The sequence below is a fragment of the Nonomuraea sp. NPDC050153 genome, from assembly GCF_044460125.1.
In the GTDB taxonomy this organism is placed as follows: Bacteria; Actinomycetota; Actinomycetes; order Streptosporangiales; family Streptosporangiaceae; genus Nonomuraea.
Window position 1 is genome coordinate 261,882 of the sequence record NZ_JBITJQ010000002.1, and the last position, 20,997, is coordinate 282,878.

Annotated in this window: 17 protein-coding genes; 12 read left to right on the forward strand and 5 right to left on the reverse strand. The window is 72.2% G+C overall.

From position 1 onward, the window contains the following. The first annotated feature begins 21 nt into the window (after nt 1-21). Nucleotides 22-1,533 carry a glycosyl hydrolase family 18 protein gene (locus ACIBQ1_RS05500; protein WP_397275537.1) on the forward strand — a complete coding sequence of 504 codons (1,512 nt, stop codon included), beginning with the start codon at nt 22-24 and terminating at the stop codon, nt 1,531-1,533. A 39-nt stretch (nt 1,534-1,572) separates the two neighbouring features. On the opposite strand, the gene ACIBQ1_RS05505 is transcribed toward ACIBQ1_RS05500, so the two are convergent. The 3 genes from ACIBQ1_RS05505 to ACIBQ1_RS05515 all read right to left on the reverse strand — a co-directional run bounded on the left by ACIBQ1_RS05505 (nt 1,573) and on the right by ACIBQ1_RS05515 (nt 6,909). Then, a complete protein-coding gene (locus ACIBQ1_RS05505; protein WP_397274776.1) occupies nt 1,573-2,430 on the reverse strand; it encodes an aldo/keto reductase in 858 nt (285 codons plus the stop codon). A gap of 70 nt (nt 2,431-2,500) precedes the next feature. Then, nucleotides 2,501-3,445 (reverse strand): hypothetical protein, encoded by a 945-nt coding sequence (locus ACIBQ1_RS05510; RefSeq protein WP_397274777.1) that lies wholly within the window; start codon nt 3,443-3,445, stop codon nt 2,501-2,503. Between the two features lie 11 nt (nt 3,446-3,456). Further along, on the reverse strand, nt 3,457-6,909 hold the full coding sequence (locus ACIBQ1_RS05515) for a protein kinase (protein ID WP_397274778.1): 3,453 nt from the start codon (nt 6,907-6,909) through the stop codon (nt 3,457-3,459). A gap of 228 nt (nt 6,910-7,137) precedes the next feature. Between ACIBQ1_RS05515 and ACIBQ1_RS05520 the strand changes: the two genes are divergently transcribed. The 7 genes from ACIBQ1_RS05520 (at nt 7,138) to ACIBQ1_RS05550 (ending at nt 14,841) form a co-directional block, all read left to right on the forward strand. Then, a complete protein-coding gene (locus ACIBQ1_RS05520) occupies nt 7,138-8,139 on the forward strand; it encodes a LacI family DNA-binding transcriptional regulator (RefSeq protein WP_397274779.1) in 1,002 nt (333 codons plus the stop codon). Nucleotides 8,140-8,155: 16 nt separating this feature from the next. Beyond that, nucleotides 8,156-9,433 carry an extracellular solute-binding protein gene (locus tag ACIBQ1_RS05525; protein WP_397274780.1) on the forward strand — a complete coding sequence of 426 codons (1,278 nt, stop codon included), beginning with the start codon at nt 8,156-8,158 and terminating at the stop codon, nt 9,431-9,433. Further along, a complete protein-coding gene (locus ACIBQ1_RS05530) occupies nt 9,430-10,302 on the forward strand; it encodes a carbohydrate ABC transporter permease (protein ID WP_397274781.1) in 873 nt (290 codons plus the stop codon). Before ACIBQ1_RS05525 ends, ACIBQ1_RS05530 begins: the two co-directional genes overlap by 4 nt. Beyond that, nucleotides 10,302-11,108, forward strand: coding sequence for a carbohydrate ABC transporter permease (locus ACIBQ1_RS05535; protein WP_397274782.1), 807 nt, complete (start codon nt 10,302-10,304; stop codon nt 11,106-11,108). The genes ACIBQ1_RS05530 and ACIBQ1_RS05535 overlap by 1 nt, the downstream gene beginning before the upstream one ends. A gap of 16 nt (nt 11,109-11,124) precedes the next feature. Beyond that, the gene (locus tag ACIBQ1_RS05540; RefSeq protein WP_397274783.1) at nt 11,125-12,486 is read left to right on the forward strand and encodes a sulfatase-like hydrolase/transferase; all 1,362 of its coding nucleotides are present in this window, start codon (nt 11,125-11,127) and stop codon (nt 12,484-12,486) included. 78 nt (nt 12,487-12,564) lie between these two features. Further along, complete coding sequence (locus ACIBQ1_RS05545) at nt 12,565-14,073, forward strand: multicopper oxidase family protein (RefSeq protein WP_397274784.1); 1,509 nt, start codon at nt 12,565-12,567, stop codon at nt 14,071-14,073. 42 nt (nt 14,074-14,115) lie between these two features. Then, the gene (locus ACIBQ1_RS05550) at nt 14,116-14,841 is read left to right on the forward strand and encodes a TetR/AcrR family transcriptional regulator (protein WP_397274785.1); all 726 of its coding nucleotides are present in this window, start codon (nt 14,116-14,118) and stop codon (nt 14,839-14,841) included. 75 nt (nt 14,842-14,916) lie between these two features. Here ACIBQ1_RS05550 and ACIBQ1_RS05555 read toward each other — a convergent pair whose 3' ends face one another. Then, complete coding sequence (locus ACIBQ1_RS05555; RefSeq protein ID WP_397274786.1) at nt 14,917-15,900, reverse strand: helix-turn-helix transcriptional regulator; 984 nt, start codon at nt 15,898-15,900, stop codon at nt 14,917-14,919. A gap of 61 nt (nt 15,901-15,961) precedes the next feature. Here ACIBQ1_RS05555 and ACIBQ1_RS05560 point away from each other — a divergent pair, with 61 nt between their 5' ends. From ACIBQ1_RS05560 to ACIBQ1_RS05575, 4 genes are all read left to right on the forward strand, one after another. Then, the gene (locus ACIBQ1_RS05560) at nt 15,962-16,534 is read left to right on the forward strand and encodes a DinB family protein (protein WP_397274787.1); all 573 of its coding nucleotides are present in this window, start codon (nt 15,962-15,964) and stop codon (nt 16,532-16,534) included. Nucleotide 16,535: 1 nt separating this feature from the next. Further along, nucleotides 16,536-16,973 carry a VOC family protein gene (locus tag ACIBQ1_RS05565; protein WP_397274788.1) on the forward strand — a complete coding sequence of 146 codons (438 nt, stop codon included), beginning with the start codon at nt 16,536-16,538 and terminating at the stop codon, nt 16,971-16,973. A 73-nt stretch (nt 16,974-17,046) separates the two neighbouring features. Continuing rightward, nucleotides 17,047-18,303 carry a lamin tail domain-containing protein gene (locus ACIBQ1_RS05570; RefSeq protein WP_397274789.1) on the forward strand — a complete coding sequence of 419 codons (1,257 nt, stop codon included), beginning with the start codon at nt 17,047-17,049 and terminating at the stop codon, nt 18,301-18,303. A gap of 191 nt (nt 18,304-18,494) precedes the next feature. Beyond that, nucleotides 18,495-19,817: a glycoside hydrolase gene (locus tag ACIBQ1_RS05575; RefSeq protein ID WP_397274790.1), complete on the forward strand. Its 1,323-nt coding sequence runs from the start codon at nt 18,495-18,497 to the stop codon at nt 19,815-19,817. Nucleotides 19,818-19,884: 67 nt separating this feature from the next. Here ACIBQ1_RS05575 and ACIBQ1_RS05580 read toward each other — a convergent pair whose 3' ends face one another. Then, nucleotides 19,885-20,997: a 5-methyltetrahydropteroyltriglutamate--homocysteine S-methyltransferase gene (locus ACIBQ1_RS05580; RefSeq protein WP_397274791.1), complete on the reverse strand. Its 1,113-nt coding sequence runs from the start codon at nt 20,995-20,997 to the stop codon at nt 19,885-19,887.

A 20,997-nucleotide genomic window follows, 5' to 3' on the forward strand; every position in this document is an offset into this window, starting at 1 on the left:
ACCACCCACACCGACACCGGACTGGCCGCCAACACCGCCTACAGCTACACCGTCCGCGCCCGCGACGCCGCCGGCAACCGCTCCGCCAACAGCAACACCGTCACCGCCACCACGACGGGCGGCGGCGGCACCGACACCACCGCCCCATCGGTGCCCGGCAACCTGCGCTCGACCGGCGTCACCGGCAGCAGCGTCTCCCTCGCCTGGAACGCCTCCACCGACAACGTCGCCGTCACCGGCTACGAGATCTACCGAGGCGGCACCCTCATCACCACCGTCACCGGCACCACCCACACCGACACCGGACTGGCCGCCAACACCGCCTACAGCTACACCGTCCGCGCCCGCGACGCCGCCGGCAACCGCTCCGCCAACAGCAACTCCATCACCGCCACCACGACGGGCGGCGGAGGCGGCGGGAACAAGGTGCTCGGCTACTTCGTGCAGTGGGGCGTCTACCAGCGCGGATACCACGTCAAGAACATCGACACGAGCGGCTCCGCGGCCAAGCTGACCCACATCAACTACGCGTTCGGCAACGTGCAGAACGGCCAGTGCACGATCGGCGACAGCTACGCCGACTACGACCGCTTCTACCAGGCGGGCGAGAGCGTGGACGGCGTGGCCGACACGTGGGACACCGGCGCGCTGCGCGGCAGCTTCAACCAGCTGCGCAAGCTCAAGAAGAAGTACCCGAACCTGAAGGTGCTGTTCTCCTTCGGCGGCTGGACCTGGTCCGGCGGCTTCACCCAGGCCGCGCAGAACCCGACGGCCTTCGCCAACTCCTGCTACAACCTGGTCGAGGACCCGCGCTGGGCGGACGTGTTCGACGGCATCGACATCGACTGGGAGTACCCGAACGCCTGCGGCCTCACCTGCGACTCCAGCGGCCCGGCGGCGTTCAGGAACGTCATGTCGGCGCTGCGCACGCGCTTCGGCTCCGGCAACCTGGTCACCGCGGCCATCACCGCCGACGGCACGAACGGCGGCAAGATCGACGCGGCCGACTACGCCGGCGCCGCGCAGTACGTCGACTGGTACAACGTCATGACGTACGACTACTTCGGCGCCTTCGCACCGCAGGGCCCGACCGCCCCGCACTCGCCGCTCACCTCCTACACCGGGATCCCGACCCCGGGCTTCTACTCCGACGCCGCGATCCAGAAGCTCAAGAGCAAGGGCGTGCCGGCCGGCAAGCTGCTGCTCGGCATCGGCTTCTACGGCCGCGGCTGGAGCGGGGTCACGCAGGCCGCGCCCGGCGGCACGGCGACGGGGCCCGCGCCGGGCACGTACGAGCAGGGCATCGAGGACTACAAGGTGCTCAAGACCCGCTGCCCGTCCACCGGCACGGTCGCGGGCACGGCGTACGCGTACTGCGGCGGCCAGTGGTGGAGCTATGACACGCCGAGCACGATCGGCGGCAAGATGAGCTACTCGAAGAACCAGGGCCTCGGCGGCGCGTTCTTCTGGGAGCTCAGCGGCGACACCACGAACGCCGAGCTGCTCACGGCCATGAAGTCCGGCCTGGGCTGATCCGGACCCGGCGGGCCCCCTGCGCGAGCAGGGGGCCCGTCAACGGGCGGCGGCGGTCAGCTCGCCCACCTGCTCGGCCGTCAGCCTCACGGTGGAGGCGGCGAGGTTCTCCTCCAGGTGGGCCACCGAGGAGGTGCCGGGAATCGGCATCACCACCGGCGAGCGGGCCAGCAGCCAGGCCAGGCTGACCTGCGCGGGCGTGGCCCCGACGGCCTTGGCGACGTCGTCCACGGGGCTGCCGGGCACCGCCAGTGCGCCCTTGGCGATGGGGCTGAAGGGGATGAACCCGATCCCCTGCTCCTCACAGTGCACCAGCACGTCCTCCGAGAACGCGTTGGTGAGGCTGTAGCGATTCTGCACGGTGACGATCTCGACGATGCGCCGCGCCCGCTCCAACTCCTCGACGCTCACCTCCGACAGGCCGACGCTGCCGATCTTGCCCTCGTCCCGCAGCGCCTTCAGCTCGCCGAGCTGGTCCTCCAGCGGCACCTCCGGGTCGATGCGGTGCAGCTGGAGCAGGTCGATCCGCTCCACCCCGAGCCGCCGCAGGCTCATCTCGACCTCCTGCCGCAGGTACGCGGGCCGCCCCACGACCACCCACTGCCCCGGCCCCGTCCGCACGAACCCGGCCTTGGTCGCGATCAGGAGCCGCTCCGGGTACGGGTGCAGCGCCTCCCGGATGATCTCCTCGCTGACGTACGGCCCGTAGGAGTCGGCGGTGTCGATGAGATCGACGCCCAGCTCGACGGCCCGGCGCAGCACCCGCACGGCCTCGTCGTGATCGCGCGGCGGCCCCCAGACCCCGGGCCCGGTGAGACTCATGGCCCCGAAACCGAGCCGGTGGACGGTCTTGTCACCGATGGCGAACGTGCCGGTGGACTGGAGGTCTATGGACATGCGGGTTCCCCGTTTCGCTGTCATCTGAGCCGCTTACGCGCTTCCCATCTTCGCGGATCCTCGATGACGGTCACGGCGCGGGCCTGGCCGCGCTCACTGCGCCCGCCGCCAGGTTGGTGCCGAAGTACTCCACCCGCCACGCGCCCCCGTTCTTCGACCCGGTGCGGACCTCGAAGCGGCCCTTGCTGAGGATCGGGCTGTCCCGGGTCAAAGTGCTCTTGTTGACCGAGTTGAACGCTCCGGACGGCGCGCCCGGCTTGCGGTAGAAGACCCAGATGCGCTGGTTCCCCAGCCCCTGCCAGGACGAGCCCGGCTTGCCGCGCAGCCGTCCCGAGTGCACGGTGTTGCCGCCCGCCCGCAGCACCTCGTAGTCGAGTCGCGTCGCGAATTTCTGCTCGGCCGTCGCCTCCACGAACACCGGCGCGCTCAACACCCCGATCACCTCGGGACCGCTGCGGACCTCGGCCCGCCACTCGCCGCTCTCCATGACGGGCGCCTGCGCGGAGAACCGGCCGAGGTCGTCGGTGACCGCCTCGGCGAACCGGCGCCGGCCGCACGTCTCCTGCTCCTGGAACGTGATCTCGACGGGGAGGCGCGCCCCCGGACCGGAGGCGCCGTTCTTGACCAGCTCCACCCGGCCGAGGAGCCGTACCAGGTCGCCTCTGGGGACCTGGCGGGGCTCCGCGTCGAAGGACTCGAACCGCGCCTCGGCCTTCGTCCCGCGCCGGTCGACGTCGAACTCGTACCCGGCCACCGCCCGGCCGGCCCGTGCCTCGACCCGCCACGTCCCCTCCCGGTCGGCCGGCCGGAGCGTGTGCGTGGCCAGCCAGTTGCACGGCGGCGGCTGGGCTGTGAAGTCGAGCGGCACGGACGTCCCGTCCGGGCTCAGCAGCCGGCCGCGCAACCGGGTGGCGTTCACGGTGGACGCCTCGATCCGGAGCGCGACCTCGCCGGTGTCCAGGACGACCGGCTGCGGCGTCACCTCGATGGCGACGATCTCGGGTGCGGGCTGCATGTCTCCTCCTGTCAGCAGATCTCGCGGTAGGGAGTGCCGGGGATGAGCCGTTCCCAGTCGCTCCGGGAGAGCGAGCGCCCGGCCCTGGCGCACAGAGCGGCGGTCACGCCGCCGGAGGTGGCGGGCTGACCGCCGAGCGTGCCGTCGGTCCGCAGGGTGAGCAGCTCGCCGGCGTCGAAGGCCAGCGTGACCACCTCGCCCGCCGGGTACACGATGGGCGCGCCGAGCGGCGCGCGTTCGGTGACGTCCCAGAGCTGGACGCGGTTCGAGCCGCCGACGGCCAGCGTCCGCCCGTCGGGCGAGAACGCCAGCACGTCCACCGCCCCGAACCCCTTGAGCGGCAGGTGGGCCAGCTGCCGCCGGTCGGCGGCGCTCCAGAGGGTCACCCCGGCGGCCAGCGCGCCGGTGGCGACGACCCTGCTGTCCGGGCTGTACGCGATGGCCCGCACGCCGTCCGCGCTCTCTCCGAACGGCCTGGTGACGGCCGCGGCCGTGTCCAGCGACACGAGCGCGCCGTCCACGCCGTTCACCGCCAGCTCCCGCCCGTCGGGGCGGAAGACCAGGCCGGAGCCGCCGGGGACGCCCAGCGTCCGGGTCCTGACCCCGCGGCGGACGTCCCAGAGCTGGACGTCGCGCCAGTTGTTCGCGGGCGGGGTGACGGTCTCCTGGAAGGGGGCCACCGCCAGCGTCGTGCCGTCCGGGCTGAACGCGAGCCCGCCCACCTCGCTGGCGCCCTGGACGGGGATCGTCCGGTCCTTCGTGCCCGTCGTCAGGTTCCAGAGCGTCACCCGCGCGGGACCTGCCGTCCCCACGGCCAGGAGGGTGCCGCCGGGGCTCAGCGCCATGGCGGCCGGGGAGACCGGCAGGGCCGCCAGGCGTTCCAGCCCGCCCAGCTGCCAGACCTCGGCCTGTTGCCGCCGTACGATCACCGTCCGCCGCGCGGGGTCGATCAGCCCGGCCTCGACTCCGGGCGCCAGCGTGCGCGGGCGGGTGAGGTCGGAGACGTCCAGGGTCACGACCGTGCCGTCGAGCAGGCCGAAGGCGAGCGTGCCCGGACCCGGCCGGAGCCCCGGCACGAGCTCGCCGACCGGATAGGTGAGCAGCCGGGTGCCGTTCCTCGACCAGAGCGCGAGGGCCGACCCGTCGTAACCGGCCAGGAAGCGGCCGTCCTGGCTGAAGCGCAGCTCGCGGGCCGCGAACCCCTTGAGCACCGGCCCTCGCCAGCGCCGCGCGTTCAGGTCCCAGAAGCGGACGCCGTCGCCGGTTCGCACCGCGAGCTCGCGCCGCGCCGGGTCGAACGCGAGCGCCGCGCCGGGGAGCCGGGCCTGGACGCCCCGCCAGTCGCGCAGCTCGATCCGCCCGCCGGGCAAGGTGGCGGCCATCAGGCCGTCGTCGGCGGAGAACGCGACCTCGCGGGCGTCGCCGACGTCCAGCGGACGCCGGCTGGTCAGGTCCCACACCTGCGTGCGGCCCTCGGGCGTGGTGGCCGCCAGCAGCAGCCGTCTGGGGCTGAACGCCAGCCGCTGCGCGCCCGCCCCGAACTCCGCGACCCGCACCCCGCGCTCGACGTCCCAGACGGAGATCGACCGCTCGCCGGCCACGGCCAGCCTGCGGCCGTCGGCGCTGAGCGTGATCGCGCTCGTCGGCCCGCTCACCCCGCCGAAGGCGCGGCCGGGCCGCCCGGCGCTCACGTCCCACAGCGTGAACCGGCCCTCGTCCAGCACGGCCAGCCGCGTGCCGTCGTCGCCGAGGTCGAAGCGGGCCGAGCCCGAGACCGGCGCGGGGCGAAAGGCCGAGCGCTCGCGCTGGGCCAGCGAGGCGTACATGGCCGACCGCGCCTCGGACACGGGCGCGATCCGCCACGCGGCCACGCTCAGCAGCAGCGCCGTCAACGGGTCCCGGGCACGGGTCCGGTTCGCGAGCGAGGCCACCCGGCGGGCGGCCTCCGTGTCCCGCTGGCGCGTGCCCAGCACGTTCTGCGCGACCACGACCCCCACGGCGGCCAGCAGCACCGCGACGAGCGTCGCGATCGTGCCCCTGACGCGCCGGCGCCGCCTGGCCACGTCGCGGGTGCGCGCGCGGGAGGCGTCGAGGAACGCCTGCTCGCGCAGGTTCGGCCGGAGCGGCCCGCGCCCTTTGACGGCCCAGTCGAGGGTCTCGTCCAGGACCGTGCCCCGGTAGAGGTCGTCGGGGCGGCGGCCGTTCGTGTGCCACAGGGCGGTCGCCCGGTTCAGGGCGTGGTGGACGGTCAGCGCCTCGCGGTCGGCCTCGACCCAGCCCCGCAGGCGCGGCCACGCCCGCAGCAGCGCCGCCCCCGCCAGCGTGATCGACTCGCCCCTGCGGACGAGCAGGCCCGCGTCCGTGTACGCCTGGAGCACCCGCTCCACCCCGGCCGGGTCCCGGGCGCCATCGACGAGATCCCGGGTAGCCGCCTCCCTGAGCGCGCTGTCGGCGCTCTCGTCGGAGCGGACCATGCGCAGCAGGGCCGAGGGGACGAGCGCCTGGTCCTCCGGGCTGAGCCGCCCGTAGACGGCCTCGGCGAGCGCGGCGGGCGACGGCGCGGCCGCTTCGGCGGGCGGCCGGACCTCGCCGGCGGCCCGGCTCCCGCTGCTGAGCAGCCCGGAGAGCCCGCCCTGCCAGGCGTCCGATCCGTCGGCGACGGCGCTGTTCATGGCGATGAGGTCGAGCAGCAGCGAACGCGCCGGCGGGCGGGCCGCCGCGTCCGGCGACATCGCCTCGGCCACCAGCCGCCGCAGCGGCTGCGCCAGCACGCCGAAGTCGGGCCGCGCGGCGGCCACCTGGTAGCGCAGGAGGGCGAGGTCGCCCGAGAACGGCGGCCGCCCGGTGGCCGCGTACAGCATCACCGCGCCCCACGCCCACACGTCCACGGCGGATCCGCCGCGCTGCCCGGCCAGCCGCTCGGGCGCCATGTACGGCGGCGTGCCCGCCGCGAACTCCCCCTCGGTCGTCTGCGACATCTCGCCCGTCCTGGCGAGCCCGAAGTCGATCACCCGTGGCCCGTCGGGCCCGAGCAGCACGTTGCCCGGCTTCAGGTCCCGGTGCACCACGTCGGCGTCGTGGATGGCGGCCAGCGCCGTGGCCACCCCGACGGCCAGCCGGTGCAGCCGGTCGGCGTCGAACGGCCCGTGCCGCTCGACGGCCGTGCGCAGGCTAAGGCCCTCGATGTGTTCGCTCACGATGTACGGCGTGGGCCCGTCGAGGTCGGCGTCGAGGATGCGGGCCGTGCAGAACGAGGCCACCTTCCGCGCGGCCGTCACTTCCTTGACGAAGTCGGCCCGGGCCCCGGCGTGCTCCAGGAACTCCGGGCGGATGACTTTGACCGCCACGCGCCGGCCGACGTCGTTGTAGGCGTCGTACACGACCCCCTGCCCGCCCGCGCCCAGCCGGCCCGCCAGCCAGTATTCGCCCAGTTGCGCCGGGTCGCCCGGTAAGAGAGGCGTCACGGATACCCAAGCTAGCGATTGCCCTCGACCGTCCGCCACCAGGAGAGCCCTAGGGAAAACCCGAGCCGTGGGGTTGATCTGGCGGACGCCCGAGGCATACGGTGCTAATCGATTAACACGTCATCGAGCAGCCAGGTGAGAACCACCGAACCGCTGACGTCCCTATCCACATCAGAGGCCAGGGATTTCCCTTTTTCTCTATAGGGAATGCTAGGTTATACGACTAACATGAGACCTACAGCGCGACAAGTGGCCGAGCTGGCGAACGTGTCCGTGGCGACCGTCTCCTACGTGCTCAGCGGCCGGGACCGCCCCGTGGCCGCCGAGACCAGGCAGCGGGTGCTCGAGGCGGCCAGGCAGCTCGGCTACACCCCCAACCAGGCCGCCAGAAGCCTGCGCAAGCGCCGCACCCAGCGGATCTGCCTGGTGCTGAGCTCGCTCGGCGGCGTGCCGAGCGACGAGCGCCTGGCCACCGACCTGCACGAGATGGCCGACGCCCGCGGCTACTCCGTGGTGACGCTCGCCGTCTACTCGGAGGCCCGCGCGAAGGCCGCCGTCGACGTGCTGCGCGGCGGCATCGCCGACGGCGCGCTGATCAACGTCGTCGGCGACCATCTCACCCGCGACCTGCTCACCGGGCTGGCCGGCACCGGGCTGCCGATGGTGGTCCTGAGCAACGAGAGCGGGCTGGAGGGCTGCGACGTCGTCCGCACTCCGGAGACGGAGGCGTGCGCGGAGGCGGTCGAGCACCTGCTGGCCCAGGGCCGGCGGCGCATCGCGTTCCTGGCCCACCGCCACGAGCTCTACCGGGAGCGGCCCGTGGGCCGGTTGCTCGGCTACACGACCGCCCTGGACCGGCACGGCGTGAGCGAGCGGATCATCACCACGGGCGCGGACGACCGCGTGGCGGCCTACCAGACCGCCGCCGAGCTGCTGCGCTCGCCCGACCGCCCCGACGCGATCTTCGCGGCCTCGGACCGGGCCGCGATCAGCGCGATCTGGGCCGCCAGGGACGCCGGGCTCAGCGTGCCCGGCGACGTCGCGATCGTCGGCGCCGGCAACATCGACGAGGGTCTCATCAGCAATCCGCAGCTCAGCACCGTCGGCCCGCTCCGCCACGACTACACCGACGTCGCACGCCTGCTCTTCGACCGCCTCCAGGCCGAGGAGCAGCCACCCGCCCGCGAGATCGTCCGCACCTGGACCTTCCTGCGACGGGGCTCTTCGTAGAAGGGAAACCCCCGAGATGTCCTCCCCCCTGTCTCGCCGTGACCTGCTCCGCCTGACCGCCGCCACAGCCGTCACCACCGCCGCCGTGCCCGTCCTGTCGGCCTGCGCGGGCGCCCCCACCACCCAGGCCTCCACGCCCGGGACGTTCACCGTCTACTGGAACGCGGGCCACGACTACCAGGCGTACCGGAAGGTGATCGCCGAGTTCGAGCAGGCCAACAAGGTCAAGGTCAACCTGCAGAAGTACCAGTGGCCCGACCTGCGCACCAGGCTGCTCGCCGACTTCGCCTCCGGGACCGTGCCCGACCTGGTGGAGGAGCCCGGCGGGTGGGTGCAGGAGTTCGCCGTGTCCGGCAACGCCCGCTCGCTGCAGGACTACGTCGACCGCGACGGCCAGGCGATGGGCTTCCCCTCCGACTGGCAGCCCGTCACCGTGGAGCGCAACTCGTACCAGGACAAGGTGTACGGCGTGCAGCTCCACCTGACCTGCAACACGCTCTTCTACAACAAGGCCATGCTCAGGGACGCCGGGGTGGAGGCGCCGACGACCTGGGAGGAGTTCCTGGCCGCCGCCAAGAAGCTGACCAAGGACGGCGTGTACGGCGTCGCGCTCAACCAGGACCACACCTACCTCTGGCCCTGGCTGACCCAGGCCGGCGTCACCCCCTACGACCCGTCGACCGGCAAGGTCATGACGCCGGTCGCGGACGCGGTCGCCGCCCTGCAGTTCCAGGCCGACCTGGTCCACAAGCACAAAGTCGCCCCGGTGCCGGTGTCGGGCACCGACTACTCGGGCCCGCAGAAGCTGTTCTCGGCCAAGCGCGCCGCGATGATCTTCACGGGCCCCTGGGACCTGGACCCGATCAGGAAGACCAGCCCCGACATCGAGCTCGGCGTCGCGCCGCCGCTCAAGCACAGGGCGCAGGCCACCCAGGCGGCCGGGGTCAGCATGTTCGTGCCCGCCAAGGCCGCCAGGCCCGACCTGTCGTGGGACTTCATCAAGCGCATCACCGCCATCGAGGTCGAGCAGGCCGCCACCAAGGAGACCGGCATGCTCATGCCGCGCGTCTCCTGGACGAAGCTGCCCGAGGTGGAGTCGAACGAGGTCACCAAGGTCTTCGCCGACGCCCTCTCATACGCCAAGGACTCCTCCCAGCAGGTGCGGCTCACCGGGCAGCTCGGCAAGTGGGAGGAGCAGCTCAAGGTCATGTACCAGCAGGTGCTCATCCAGAACCGGCCGGCCGCCGAGGCGCTCGCGGCGTTCACCGAGTCGGCGGAGGGCTTCCTGCGGTGAGGCCCCGCACGCTCTCCGGCCGTTACGCGCGGACCGCCTACCTGTTCCTCCTGCCCGCCATCCTGTTCTTCGCGGCCTTCTTCTACCTGCCGATCGGCAACGTCGTGGCCACCAGCCTGCGCACCGGGCCGCAGGCCGACCAGTGGGCCGGGCTGGGCAACTACGCGCAGGCCCTGGCCGACCCGGCGGTGCGGCACTCGTTCCTGGTCACGGCGGCCTTCGCGGTGGCCGTGGTGGCCGGCTCGATCGTGCTCGGGCTGGCCCTGGCGATGGCGCTCGACCAGCCGCTCAAGGGGCGGGTGGCGTTCCGGGTGCTGCTGCTGGTGCCGTACCTGACGTCCGTGGCGATCGTCGGCCTGCTGTGGCGCAACATCCTCGACCCCGAGCTGGGCGTGCTGAACCGGGTGCTGCTCGCGGCCGGGCTGCCCGCGCAGCAGTGGCTCAACACCGCGCCGCTGCTCACGATCGCCGCCGTGACGCTGTGGCAGAGCGTGGGCTACACGATGGTGCTGTTCCTGGCCGGGTTGCAGGGCATCCCCGAGACGTACCACGAGGCCGCCAAGATCGACGGGGCGGACGCGTGGCGCCGGTTCTGGCGTATCACGCTGCCGCTCCTGGCGCCCACGACGCTGTTCGTGTCGGTGATGGCGGTGATCTCGGGGCTGCAGGCGTTCGGGCAGGCGTACATCATCACGGGCGGCGGGCCCGGCGACGCCACCGACCTGTCCGTCTTCCACATCTTCAACGTGGCCTTCCGCACCAGGGACTTCGGCTACTCCTCGGCGCAGTCGGTGCTGCTGCTGATCGTGATCGTGGCGTTCACGCTGGTCCAGCTCCGGGCGGGGCGGCGCGGAGAGGTCGTGTACTGATGCGCCGCACGCTGCTCTACCTCCTGCTCGGGCCGGCCTCGCTCGTCATGGTGCTGCCGCTCCTGTACATGCTGTCGCTGTCGCTCCAGACCGAGGCCGAGACGCTGTCGGCGGAGGCCGTGCTCTGGCCCGGGTCGCCGCAGTGGGGGAACTACGCCGAGCTGTTCGCCCGCGCGCCGTTCGGGAACTTCATCGTCAACAGCCTCGTCGTGGCCGGCGCCATCACGCTGGCTCACCTGATCTTCGACCCGCTGGTCGGGTACGTGTTCGCCAAGTTCCGCTTCCCGCTGCGCAACACCTTGTTCGTGGCGCTGCTGGCCACGCTCATGGTGCCGTTCTTCGTGCGGATGATCCCGCTGTACGTGCTCATGGCCAACATGGGGTGGCTCAACACGTACCAGGGGTTGATCGCGCCCTTCCTCATGGACGCGTTCGGGATCTTCCTCATGCGGCAGTTCATCCAGCCCATCCCCGACGACCTGATCAGCGCGGCCCGCATCGACGGGGCCTCCGAGCTGGGCATCTACCGGCGGATCATCCTGCCGCAGACGCGGCCCGCGCTGGCCGTGCTCGGGCTGTTCACGTTCGTCTTCCAGTGGAACGAGTTCCTCTGGCCGCTGGTCGCCACTACGACGCCCGAGATGCGGACCATCCCCGTCGGGCTCACCCTGTTCAACCAGGAGTACTTCACGTTGTGGCACCTCACGGCCGCGGGCTCGGTGATCCTCTTCGTCCCCACCGCCGTCCTGTTCGTCTTCACCCAGCGATACTTCGTGCGCGGCATCGCGCTGACCGGCCTCAAATAGCTAAGGAGCCCTTTTCTTGCGTCCGAACGTGATCGTCGTCTTCACCGACCAGCAGCGGTGGGACACCGTCGGCCCCTTCACCCCCAACCTCGACAGGATGGCCAGGCACGGCACTCAGGCCACGGTCGCGCTCACCCCGCAGCCGGTGTGCGCGCCCGCTCGCGCCGCGCTGCAGACGGGCCGCTACCCGACCACGACCGGCGTCTATCGCAACGGCCGCGTGCTGCCGCCCGAGGAGCGCACGCTGGCCCACCACTTCGGCGCGGCCGGCTACGCCACCGGCTACATCGGCAAGTGGCACCTCGGCGGCAGCGAGCCGGTCCCGCCGGACCAGCGCGGCGGCTACCGGTCGTGGCTGGCCGCGAACGCGCTGGAGCACACCTCGGACGCCTACCGCACGATCGTCTACGACGAGGCGAACGACCCCGTGCTGCTGCCCGGCTACCGCTCCGACGCCATCGTGGACGCGGCCATCAGGTACGTCGCCGACCACCACGAGGAGCCGTTCTTCCTGTTCCTGTCGTTCCTGGAGCCGCACCACCAGAACGAGGTGGACAACTACCCGGCGCCCGACGGCTACGAGGAGCGCTACCAGGGCCGCTGGATGCCGCCGGACCTGGCCGCCCTCGGCGGCACCGCCCACCAGCACATGGGCGGCTACCTGGGGCAGGTCAAGCGCCTGGACGAGGGCCTCGGGCGGCTGCTGGACGCGCTGCGCAGCATGGACCTGCTGGACGACACGATCGTGGCGTACACCTCCGACCACGGCAACCACTTCAAGACCCGCAACGGCGAGTACAAGCGCTCGTGCCACGACGCCTCGCTCCGCGTGCCGCTGGCGCTGCGCGGCCCCGGCTTCGACGGCGGCGGCGCGATCTCCCGCCCGGTCAGCACCATCGACCTGCCGCCCACGCTGCTGGAGGCCGCCGGACTGCCCGTCCCCGGCTCGATGCAGGGCCGCTCGTTCCTCCCGCTGGTCAGCGACTCCCGGGCGGCGTGGCCCGAGGAGGTGTTCTTCCAGGTGAGCGAGTCGGAGGTGGGGCGCGGCATCCGCACGTCGCGCTGGAAGTACTACGCCGTCGCCGAGGACGCCCACCCGTGGGACGACCCGGCCGCCGCCCGCTACCGGGAGCAGGCCCTGTACGACCTGGAGAACGACCCGCACGAGCTGGCCAACCTGGCCGGATTCCCCTCGCACGCCGGGGTCGCGGCCGAGCTGCGGGAGCGGCTCGTCCGCCGGATCGCGGAGGCCGAGGGAGCCGAGCCGGCCATCGAGCCGGCGGACGAGCGCCCGGCCCCGCCGCAGGCGATGACCGACCCGAAGGCGCGGCTGGGCGGCTCCAAGCCGGTCCGGTTCGGCCACCAGCGCCCCCACTAGAGATCCCCGTCGGCGTGGCGAGGGGTTTTAGCCCGTTACCCTCCGTAATCTCGCCTGGTGGACGAAGGGAGAGGTGTCGTGGGTAGTTGGTCGCGTTCGTGGGGTGCCGGCGGGCGGGTTTCCCGTCGGAGGTTCGTCACCGGGACATTCGCCAGTGCGCTGGCCGGCGCGGTCCCCCTGCTGGGCGCGCCGCCCGCGGCGGCGGCGCAGCGGGCCCGGGGGATACTGCTGCGGGCCCGGCCCACGACGGTCTCCCTGGGGAAGCGCACGGTGCGCACCTGGACCTACAACGACGAGGTCCCGGGCCCGCAGATCAGGGTCATGGCCGGCGAGCGGGTCCGCGCGCGGCTGGTCAACGAGCTGCCCGCGGCGACCACCGTGCACTGGCACGGCATCAGGCTCGACTTCCCCATGGACGGCGCGCCCGGGTTCAGCCAGGAGGCGACCCAGCCCGGCAAGACGTTCGACTACGACTTCACCGTGCCCGACGCCGGCACGTACTTCTACCATTCGCACGTCGGCACCCAGCCCGACCGCGGCCTGTACGGCACGCTGATCGTGGGCGACCCGCGGGAGCCGCTCGGGTACGACGAGGAGTTCACCGTCGTGCTCGACGACTGGCTGGACGGCATCGACGGCACTCCCGACGACGCCCTGGCGCGGCTGAACGCGTCCACCGACCACGACGACACCCTGCGCAGCGAGGCGCTCGGCGGTGTGGCCGCGGAGATGGTGCACCCGCTCTACCTGGTCAACGGCCGGACGCCCGACGCCCCCGCGAGCTTCAGCACCGCGCCGGGCCGCACGGTCAGGTTCCGGGTGATCAACGCGGCCTCCGACACCGCCTTCCGCGTGGCGCTCGGCGGGCACACCATGACCGTCACCCACACCGACGGGTTCCCGTGCCGGCCCGTGAAGGTGGACACGTTCATCATCGGCATGGGCGAGCGCTACGACTTCCTGGCCCGGCTCGACTCGGGCGCGTTCCCGCTGGTCGCGCTGGCGGAGGGGAAGCGGGGGCGGGCGTTCGCGGTCGTGCGGACGAGTCGCCGGGCGGCCCCGCCGGCCAGTGACGTCCAGGTGCCGGAGCTGACCGAACGGATGCTGGCCTATCAGGACCTGCAGGCCCCGTCGTCCCTCGATCTCCCCCGCCCGTCCAGGTCCATCACCGTGACGCTCGGCATGCGCCCGTCCGGCAACGAGTGGACGATGAACGACAAGGTCGCGAGCGACCATCTGCGACTGCGCGTGGACCGGGGGGAGACGGTCCGGCTGGTCATGGACAACCAGTCGCCCATGTGGCACCCGATGCACCTGCACGGCCACACCTTCCAGCTGCGCCTGCCCGACGGGCGCGGGCCGCGCAAGGACACCGTGAACATCAAGCCGCGCCAGCGCCTGCATCTGGACGTGTTCGCCGACAACCCCGGCGAGTGGATGTTCCACTGCCACAACCTGTACCACCAGGAGCAGGGCATGATGGGCGCCATCGGCTACGGCCCCGCCCCCACTGGCCACACCGGCCACACCGGCCACACCGGCCACCGTCCCCAGCAGCGCGACCGCAGGCGGAAGCACCGACGCTGACACCGTGCGCACATGCGTACAATGTGCGCTATGGTGAGTGACATGGCGAAAGACGAGCAGCCCATTGCCTCGGTGTGGGCGCGGCCCCGCCGCGAGCGGGAGCAGCCGGCGCTGAGCCGCGAGCAGATCGTGGCCGAGGCCGTCCGGCTGCTCGACGAGGAGGGCATCGACGCCCTGAGCATGCGCCGCCTCGGCAGCCGGCTCAACGCCGGGGCGACCTCGCTCTACCGGCACGTGGCCAACAAGGACGAGCTGATCGAGCTCGCCGTGGACGCGGTCTACGGCGAGCTGCCGCTGCCCGAGGAGGCCGACGCCACCCGGTGGCGGGCGACCATCGAGCGCGTCGCCCACGGCCTGCGCGCCACGATCCTGCGCCACCCCTGGATCGCGGCCAAGCTTGGCGAGATGGGGCTGGCCTACCTGGGGCCCAACATGCTGCGGCAGACGGAGCACATGCTCGGCGTCTTCGAGACCGCCGGCTTCCCGCTCGACGAGGCCGACCACGCGATGAGCACGCTCATCGCGTACGTGCTGGGGGTCTCCACCAGCGAGGCCGCGGTCCTGTCCATGATCGCCCGCAGCGGTCAGACCGAGCAGGAGTGGGTGGAGCGCCTGTGGCCGGCGGCCGAGCGGGCCGTCCAGGACTACCCGCGCCTGCGCGCCCGGTACGCCGCGCAGCGCGGCCAGGTCTCCTCCGAGGCCAACCAGGACGGCTTCGACTACGGACTCCAGCGGGTGCTCGACGGCCTCCAGTCCCGTCTCGGCTGAATCCCCGTTTCAGCCTCATCAAGCGAGGAACCCCTGGCGTTTGCGACTCCGTCGCGGCCTGCGGCCTCGCCGGATCTACAGCAGTCGGCGCCGGTCGTCCTCACCGGGCCCGGCCATCGCCGCGAGGCGGCGGGCGAGCCGGGCGACGGCATCCCGCAGCTCCGCCGGCTCCAGCACCACCGCCTCGAAGCCCAGCCGGGCCACGTGCACGGCGAGCCAGTCGAGGTCCTCCCCGCCGGCGACGAGCACGCACCACCCGTCGCGATCGTCCTCGACCCGCCCCACCTGGGGCGGCACCAGTTCCCGCACCTGGTCGGGCCGGGCGCGTAGCCGCACCCGGGCCACGTACCGGTACGGCGCCTCGGTCACGGACCGCTGCACGTAGGCGACCGGGTCCGGATGCTCCCGCGCCCGGAAGCGCCAGGTCGTCGCCACCACCTCGCGCATCCGGTCCAGCCGGAACGTGCGCCAGTCGTCGCGGTCGACGTCCCAGGCCATCAGATACCAGCGGCGGCCGGTGGAGACCATCCGCACCGGCTCGACCGCGCGCTCGCGCTCCCCGCCGTCGCGACCGGCGTACCGGAACCGCACCCGTACGGCGTCGCGGCAGGCCCGCGCGAGCGTCACCAGCACCTCCGCGTCGATCTCGACCCCGGGGCCGACCAGGGTCTCGGTGGCGCCGTACACCGCCCGCACCTCGGCTCGCAGCCGGGGCGGCATCACCTGGTCGAGCTTGGCCAGCGCCCGCAGCGCCGCCTCGCCCGTCCCGGCGACCGTGCCCCCCGACGCCAGCCGCAGGGACACCGCCGTCGCTATCGCCTCCTCGTCGTCGAGGAGCAGCGGCGGCAGCCGGGTGCCCGCGCCGAGCTGGTAGCCGCCGCCCACGCCCGCCGTCGCGTGCACGGGGTAGCCGAGCGCGCGCAACCGCTCCACGTCGCGGCGCACCGAACGATCGGTCACCCCCAGCTCGGCGGCCAGCTCGGTGGCGGTCCAGGACGGGCGGCGCTGCAGCAGCCCCAGCAGCCGCAGGACCCGCTCGGTCGTCGCCTCGACAGTCACGCGCTCATCGTTCCACACATCACGGAACGATCCTGTCCGCTATTCAGGCAAGACTGAACCCATGACCGACCAGACCTGGAATCCACTGCTCCGAGATCAGATCGCCTGGCACTGGACCCATCAGCTGCGCGATCGCCTCGACGGGCTCACCGATGACGAATACTTCTGGGAGCCGGCGCCCGGCTGCTGGAACGTGCGCCCGCGCGGCACCGGCGACGCACCGGTGCGGGCCGGGTCCGGCGCGATGACAATCGACTTCGCGATACCGACGCCCGACCCGCCGGCGTTCACGACGATCGCCTGGCGGCTCGCCCATGTCATCGTCGGCGTGCTCGCGATGCGCAACGCCTCGCACTTCGGCCGCACGCCCACCGACTACCGGTCGTTCGAGTACGCCGGGACCGCGGACGCGGCGCTGGCCCAGCTCGACGCGGAGTACGCCACCTGGCTGGCCGGGGTCGAGTCCCTCGGCGAAGCCGGCCTCGCCCGCCCGTGCGGGCCGGCGGAGGGTCCGTACGCCGAGTATCCGCTGGGGGCGCTCGTGCTGCACATCAACCGCGAGCTGATCCACCACCTGTCGGAGGTGTGCCTGCTCCGCGACCTCTACCTGCACACCCAAGGGAAGGCGAGCTGAGATGGCCCGCGACGTACAGATCACCTTCGACTGCGCCGACCCGGCCCGGGTGGCCGCGTTCTGGGCCGAGGCCCTCGGTTACCGGCTGCAGGACCCGCCCAAGGGCTTCGAGTCGTGGGAGCAGGCCCTGGAGGCGATGGGCGTGCCGCCCGAGCGCCGCAACGACGCCTCGGCGGTGATCGACCCCGACGGCTCCGGGCCGCGGCTGTTCTTCCAGCGGGTGCCGGAGGGCAAGCAGGTCAAGAACCGCGTGCACCTCGATGTGCGGGCCGCCCCCGGGCTGGAGGGCGACGCGCGGATGGCGGCCCTGGAGGCGGAGGCCGAGCGGCTCGTCTCCCACGGCGCCACCCGGCTCCAGCGCCACGAGCCCGCTCCCCCGCTCGGCGGCGGTCACATCATGATGGCCGACCCCGAGGGCAACGAGTTCTGCCTCGACTGACCGGCCGCACGCCCCATGGACGCCGTCCGGTGCGCGGGTTACGCTCCGCTCGCCACAAGATGGGGGGCAATCCATGACTTACACGCTTTTACGCGGGAACTTTGTGATCCGGTACGCGGATCTCCCGCGGCAGGGTCCCGAGCCCGACGGCGACACCGTGAAGTTCCTGCCCGACTCGCCCGCGCTGGTGGAGGCGCTGCCGCGGCGCTCCGGCCACCCGCCGAAGATCAACCGCCGCGGCGTCTCCGTACGCCTGGAGGCCATCGACGCGCTGGAGACCCACTTCGAGGAGACGCACCAGCAACTGGCCGGGGCCGACGCGGCCAGGGACGAGCTGCTGCGCCTCCTCGGGTTCACGAACGTGCGGTACTGGGACGACCTGCCGAACAAGGTGCGGTCGGCGGACCAGGACTCCATCCGCGGGCACGTGCTCACGAACGGGGTCGACGCGAACGGCCGGCTGATCGGGTTCGCCTACGCGGGTGACCATCCGGGGGCCGACGGGGCCTCGGTGTTCCTGGACCCGCCGCTCGCGGACGCGTCCGTCAACGGCACGCTGCTGGCCGGGGGGCTGGTCTATCCGGCGTTCTACGCGACGCTGCCGGCGGAGCTGCGGACGCACCTGGCGGAGGTGTCGCAGGCGGCCAGGCGCAAGGCCGCCGGCATCTGGCCCGGCTCGACCGCCGACCCCAACGGCGCCGCCACCGTCACCGGCCTGGCGGATGCCGAGCTCCTGGTGATGTGGCCGAAGCTGTTCCGGCGCCTCGTGCCGTACTTCGCGGCGGGTTTCACGGACTTCGACGGCTTCGACGCCTGGCTGCGCGCGGACCCGGTCAACCGGGACGACGAGGTGTTCCTGCTCGGCAAGCTCGAACGCGGCAACCTGCACGACGTGGTCAAGGGGGCCGGGCAGCAGATCCAGCTGACGGTGTGGCCGGAGGACTTCATCATCGCCCCGGACCCGGCGCCGCCGGGCACCGTCGTCAAGCCACCGCCGCTGGTCGCGGCCGGGGACCTGCTGATCGTGGCGGCCCTCCCCGACCCGGCGGGCGCCGATCGCGGCCACGAGACGGTCACCCTGCTGAACCTCACCGCGACCCCGATCGACCTGGAGGGCTGGACCCTGTCGGACGCCGCCGGCGGCCGCAATCCCTTGACCGGCAGCATCGACGGCGGCGCCGCGCTGCGGGTGACGCTGGACGGCGGGGTGCGGCTGGACAACGACGGCGACACCATCGTCCTGGTGGACCCGAAGGGCATCTCAATCGACCAGGTGACGTACCAGGCGGACCGCGTCAAACCCGGCCGCACCATCACCTTCGCCCGCTGACCCCGAACGGGCCGGGTCCCTCAGGCCCCGGCCCGCGAGCGCGGGGCGGCGGAGCACCTGGACCCCGGCCGGTCGAAGACCCGGGGGCGCTGAAGGCTGATCACCTGTTGACGGGAGGCCCCTCGACCGCTTACGGTTCCGGCGATATCGGTGAAACATATCGATACAATTCCGAAACTTTCGGAGGCGTCATGTTTCGTGGAGTCGTCGCGGTCGCCCTGCTCGGCCTCCCTGCGGTGAATCCCTCCCAGCCCCCCGCCATCACCGTGAACGAGCACGTCAGGCACCAGGAGATCGACGGCTTCGGCATCTCCCAGGCGTTCCGGCGCAACGAGCTGCTCAAAGCGCTGCCGGAGTCGCAGCAGCGCGAGGTCCTGGACCTGTGGTTCGACCGGGAGAAGGGCGCCGGGCTCAGCATCCTGCGGCTCGGCATCGGCTCCTCCCCCGCCGGAAGTCCGTACGACCACATGGTGTCGATCCAGCCCGAGGACCCCGGCGGCCCGGACGCCCCGCCCGAGTACGAGTGGGACGGCGACGACAACAGCCAGGTGTGGGTGGCCAAGGCGGCTCAGGCGTACGGCGTGAAGCGGTTCTTCGCCGACGCCTGGAGCGCGCCCGGCTACATGAAGGACAACGGCGACGACAAGGGCGGCGGCACGCTGAAGCCGGAGTGGCAGCAGGCGTACGCGAACTACCTGGTGGCCTACACGAAGTTCTACGCGAGGGAAGGCATCAAGATCACCGACCTGGGGTTCACGAACGAGCCCGACTGGACGGCCACGTACGCCTCCATGCGCTTCACCCCGGAGCAGGCCGCCCAGTTCGCCAAGGTGCTCGGCCCGGTGGCCAAGGGCGTGCACGTGGTCTGCTGCGACTCGTTCGGCTGGAACCAGGCGAAGGCGTACACGGCCGCGATCGAGGCCGACCCCGAGGCCCGCCGCTGGGTGAAGACCCACACCGGGCACACGTACGCCAGCCCCGTGGACGGCCCGCTGCCGACGACCAGGAGGACCTGGATGTCGGAGTGGAACCCGAACGGCAGCACCTGGAACGAGAACTGGGACGACGGCAGCGGCTACGACGGCTTCGCCATCGCGCGGGCCGTGCACGACGCGCTCACGCTGGGGAACGTCAGCGGCTACGTCTACTGGCTGGGCGGCTCGCGCGGCGCGACCCGGGCGCTGCTGCAGCTCGACGACGTGGCGAAGACGTATCACGTGTCGAAGCGGCTGTGGGCGCTGGCGGCGTACAGCAGGTTCATCCGGCCGGGGGCGATCCGGCTGGACGCGGCGGCGGCGGATCCGGCGCTGAAGGTCTCCGCGTTCCGCAACCCGGACGGCTCGCGGGTCGTCGAGGTGCTCAACACGGGCACCGCGCCCGTCACCTGGCAGGGCGTGCGCGGGCGGGCGACCGCGTACCTCACGGACGGCGCCAACTCGCTCTCCCCGTCCCCGGTGACGGGCCGCACGGTGACGCTGCAGCCCCGGGCGCTCACCACGATCGTCATCCGATAGCGGGACCGCGGGAGCCCGGGGCAGGTGCCGGCCCGGGCTCCCGTCACGCACGGCCCGCCGTCCCCGCTCAGCCCCAGACCTCCTGGGCCGTCTCGACGATCAGGCGGAGCTTGGCGAACTGCTCGTCGGCCGTGAGCTGGTTGCCCTCGACCGTGGAGGAGAACCCGCACTGAGGCGACAGGCAGATCTGGTCGAGGTCGACGAACTTGGCGGCCTCGTCGATCCGCCGCTTGAGCGTGTCCTTCGACTCCAGCTCGCCCCGCTTGGTCGTGACCAGCCCCAGCACCACCATCTTCCCGGGCGGCACGAAGCGCAGCGGCTCGAAGCCCCCGGACCGCTCGTCGTCGTACTCCAGGAAGAACCCGTCCACCTTCAGCTCGCCGAACAGCGCCTCCGCCACGTAGTCGTAGCCGCCCGAGGCGGCCCAGGAGGAGCGGAAGTTCCCCCGGCACATGTGCGTGGTGATGGTCATCCCGCCGGGCTTGGCGGCCAGGGCGGCGTTGATCTGCTTGATGTAGCGCAGATGCATGTGCTCGGCGTCGTCGCCACGCGAGCTCAGCTCCGCCCGCTGGGCCGGATCGTTCAGGTACGCCAGGCTCGTGTCGTCGAACTGCAGGTACGTGCACCCCAGCGCGCCGATCCTGCGCACCTGCTCGGCGTAGGCCGCGCTCAGGTCCCGCCAGAACTCCTCCACGTCCGGGTAGACCTCGGGGTCGATGGCCGCCGGCCCGCCCCGGTAGTGGACCATGCTCGGCGAGGGGATGGTCAGCTTCGGCACGACCCCGCTGTTACGGCTGGTGACGGTGTCGCGCAGGAACGTGAAGTCGTCGGCGAAGACGGGCTCGTTCAGCCGGATCCGCTCGTGCACGCGCAGCGCCGCCGGGGTGAACTCGATGTCACCCTGCTCGTTGTGGAAGCGCACCGTGATGTGCTCGTCGGTGGCCTGGCCGATGCCGCCGAGCCGGTAGATGAAGTCCATGTGCCACGAGGCCCGCCGGAACTCGCCGTCGGTGGCGCTCTGCAGCCCGATCTCCTCCTGGCGGCGTACGACCTCTCTGATGGCCGCGTCCTCAGCCTCCCGCAGCGCGTCGCCCGTGAAGGTCTCGCGGGCGCGGAGCAGCGCGGGCGGGCGGAGCAGGCTGCCGACGTGGTCCGCGCGGAACGGCGGCGAGGTGCGCAT

Coding starts and splice junctions, on each gene's coding strand:
- ACIBQ1_RS05550 (WP_397274785.1), top strand. CDS start 14,116: ATGGCGAAAGACGAGCAGCCCATTGCCTCGGTGTGGGCGCGGCCCCGC.
- ACIBQ1_RS05520 (WP_397274779.1), top strand. CDS start 7,138: ATGAGACCTACAGCGCGACAAGTGGCCGAGCTGGCGAACGTGTCCGTG.
- ACIBQ1_RS05535 (WP_397274782.1), top strand. CDS start 10,302: ATGCGCCGCACGCTGCTCTACCTCCTGCTCGGGCCGGCCTCGCTCGTC.
- ACIBQ1_RS05525 (WP_397274780.1), top strand. CDS start 8,156: ATGTCCTCCCCCCTGTCTCGCCGTGACCTGCTCCGCCTGACCGCCGCC.
- ACIBQ1_RS05570 (WP_397274789.1), top strand. CDS start 17,047: ATGACTTACACGCTTTTACGCGGGAACTTTGTGATCCGGTACGCGGAT.
- ACIBQ1_RS05580 (WP_397274791.1), bottom strand. CDS start 20,997: ATGCGCACCTCGCCGCCGTTCCGCGCGGACCACGTCGGCAGCCTGCTC.
- ACIBQ1_RS05565 (WP_397274788.1), top strand. CDS start 16,536: ATGGCCCGCGACGTACAGATCACCTTCGACTGCGCCGACCCGGCCCGG.
- ACIBQ1_RS05505 (WP_397274776.1), bottom strand. CDS start 2,430: ATGTCCATAGACCTCCAGTCCACCGGCACGTTCGCCATCGGTGACAAG.
- ACIBQ1_RS05575 (WP_397274790.1), top strand. CDS start 18,495: ATGTTTCGTGGAGTCGTCGCGGTCGCCCTGCTCGGCCTCCCTGCGGTG.
- ACIBQ1_RS05560 (WP_397274787.1), top strand. CDS start 15,962: ATGACCGACCAGACCTGGAATCCACTGCTCCGAGATCAGATCGCCTGG.
- ACIBQ1_RS05510 (WP_397274777.1), bottom strand. CDS start 3,445: ATGCAGCCCGCACCCGAGATCGTCGCCATCGAGGTGACGCCGCAGCCG.